The 2,816-nt window shown below is 69.3% G+C and carries 2 protein-coding genes; one reads left to right on the forward strand and one right to left on the reverse strand.

Going from position 1 to position 2,816, the window contains the following annotated elements; translation table 11 throughout:
* Positions 1-549 precede the first annotated feature (549 nt).
* Complete coding sequence (locus H9641_RS19755) at positions 550-1,260, forward strand: hypothetical protein (RefSeq protein WP_191806114.1); 711 nt, start codon at positions 550-552, stop codon at positions 1,258-1,260.
* 622 nt (positions 1,261-1,882) lie between these two features.
* Here the strand turns inward: H9641_RS19755 and H9641_RS19760 are convergent.
* Entirely contained in the window at positions 1,883-2,167 is a 285-nt protein-coding gene (locus tag H9641_RS19760; protein ID WP_191806115.1) for a putative quinol monooxygenase, read from the reverse strand.
* Positions 2,168-2,816 lie beyond the last annotated feature (649 nt).

Genomic DNA, 2,816 nt, shown 5'->3' on the forward strand with positions numbered 1-2,816 from the left:
CACCACACCACCACCACACGGCCGGCCCACCAGAACCCAGCCCCGGAGCACCCCGTGCCCGGGGCATCTCCATGCCCCGGCATCCCGTCGGCTCGACCGACGTCCTGAACGCAGGTTGATGCGACGGGATGCGCCGGCGCCCTCGACCGCGCCGTGGTCAGCCCGAGCTGTGCCGGCCCCGGCCCCGGGCGTGGGCCTGGGACGCTCGCGAGCGACGGAGCTCGGGACGGACCGCAGCGGGGTGCCTTGCCAGTGCGTTGCCCCTGGTCCTGATCGGCGGAGCGCTAGCATCGGCGGATGAGCGCGCTACGGTCCGTCTCCTCGGACGCCCGGACCCCGCCGGACCGTCTCGCTCACTTCGCTGCCCCACTGGGATGTGGGATCCTCGCCGCCTTCGGTGTCGTGGTGGGCCAGGGCGTGCTTGTCGGTGCCCTGTTCGCCCCAGCGGTCATGCTTCCTTTCGGACTTCTGCTGCTCGTCGGCATCGCTTTCGCCAATGCGGCGATATTGCGGTCAGCCACAGGACGGCGCCGGATCGGACTGGCCGTCGTGCTCACTCTGCTCCTCCCTGTCGCGATCGGAGCGTCGCTCGCGGCGCAGGGGGAGCTCCCCCTCGCCCCACACCATGGCGTCCCCGCTCCGGTCGTGATCGGCGCCTTCATCGCGGGGATCTCGACGTTCGCACTCCCGCGGTGGGCGAAGCTGGTCGGCGGACTCACGGTCGTGCTCGTCACCGCGCTGTACGCCTGGCACGCCGTGTCGGAAGCCGCTCAGAAGGCCGCTGCGGTCCGCGCGAGCGACGCTGCGGTGCGTGAAGAGATGTACGACGACGTGCTCCCAGGTGCGACGACGACCTTGGCCGGCGCCGGGGTCGACCTGCGCAAGCTCACTGCGGAGATCGCCGAGGTGGGCGTCGACCGGGACGGGCGGGAGCTCACGATCACGATGTCAGCGTGGGGCGACCCTGGTGAGGAGGACCCCGACGGCTTCGCGTGCTGGCTGCTGACCGGCGGGGAGAGCTGGGAAGCGGCCCAGACGTATGCGGACTTTGCCGACCGCTGCCGCATCGTCGACGGAGGCTGGGCCAGTCCCGACGGGCTGACGTTCGGCACGTACCGCAAGGGCTACTGGGTCACCGTCGACGCCGGGCGCGCCGCGACGGCCGAGGACGTCACGGCGGTCGCCGACACTCTCGCGGACGTGCCCGAGGCTGAGCGCCGCACGTACTGGGATGCCGCGCTCGAGCTCTCCGGGAGCTGATCGTTCCTCACCGGGCCGCGTCGCCCACTCGCTGGTGCGCCGGTCGAGCGCGGCGGCGGGGCATAGACCGGAGCGGTGGTCGCGAGCGGTGTCGTCTGATTCCTCGTCCATTCCGTGCGATTGCTCGAGCTCGTGGAAGCAGCGAAGGGCGGAAGACCGCAGCGACGCTCCCGCGACCTGCTTCGGGCCGTGGCAGACGGTATGGAAGCGGCACAAGAGATTCGCTGAGGCCGGCATCTGGGCTCGCCGCGATCATCACCTGGCTGCGTGCGTCGTCGAGCACGGCCCGACTCAGGACGAAGCAGCGATCCGTGGCAGGTGGTCTGCGACCTCGGCCAACGCTCGATCAACCAACACGATCTCAGCTCCTCGAGGTTGTCACTGACGCTCTGAGTGAGACCGACTGTCATCACGGTGCCGATCGTCCCGGGCACGGCTTGCCGTGCCACCGGCCGTCGACTGTGCAGGCACACCCTGGGCCCCGGGTTCGTCTCGCACGAGTCTGCGGTCCGCGGCGCCGTCGGACCCGTCGTGTCTCGGGCCATACGTCTCGATCGGACGGGCGAAGCACGCTCGCCCATGCTGGAGCGCCGAACCGACGGGTGTGAACAGCGCTCTCGAGCTAGAGCAGGCGCCGGAAGAACACCGCGGGCTCGGCCACCTCGAGCGACTCCAGCTCCGCCACGAGGCGGATGAAGTGCTCGGTCTGCGTGTGAGCCCTCAGGTGATCGCGGGACTCCCACTCCTCGGTGAGGAGCAGCGAGGTCGGGTGGTCCTCCCGCTGCAGGAGCTCGTACGAGAGACAGCCTGGCTCGCGCCGGGTGGCGGCGACGAGCTCCTCATAGACCGCAAGTGCTCGAGGAAGATCGGCCTCCTGCACCATGCAGGGGACGTGTACGCGGATCAAGGAGTCTCCTCGAGGGGGAAGGGGGTGGCGTGCGGGCGGACGACCTCGTCCTGCGTGGTGTCCCGCGGTCCGCCCACGGATGCACGGCGGCCGCCCGGGACGCCCGCCCGGTCGACCGTACTCGCAACCACAGCGCGCCGGCGCCCCGGTGCCATCAGTCGACAACGAGACGTCCACAGGTCGGCACTCATGGACCCGTGCTGCGGGCCGCGGGGGACCGCAGCACCCTGAGACCTCTCGTCAGCCCGGGGTCAGCCGGTGGCCGGCCCATGCCGGCACCCGAAGCGCGGGACCCCGGCACGAGGACGCGGTGACCGGGGTCACCCCGAGCGGGTTTGACCAGAGGGAGGTCCCCCAGTAATGTTCTCTGAGTCAGCCCGGCAGGGAGGAACAGACACCACTGCGAAGCTCCTCGGAGCCGCCGCGAAGTGGCTGGATCCCCCGGGTGAGCCAAACTTCCTTGAGACTTCTGAGGACATTCGTGTCCTCGAGGAGTAGGGAATGTGGCCGACTTGGAAGGCTCACTTCACGAGAAATCATGAAGTTGGAAAGCCCCGGAGAGTCTGATAAGATTAAGAAGTTGCCCCGAGTGAAGGCCTGGAAACGGGTTGGAGTCGGTGCGTGTCGGTTGCTTGAGAACTCAACAGTG

Source organism: Oerskovia merdavium (assembly GCF_014836755.1).
Classification (GTDB): domain Bacteria; phylum Actinomycetota; class Actinomycetes; order Actinomycetales; family Cellulomonadaceae; genus Oerskovia; species Oerskovia merdavium.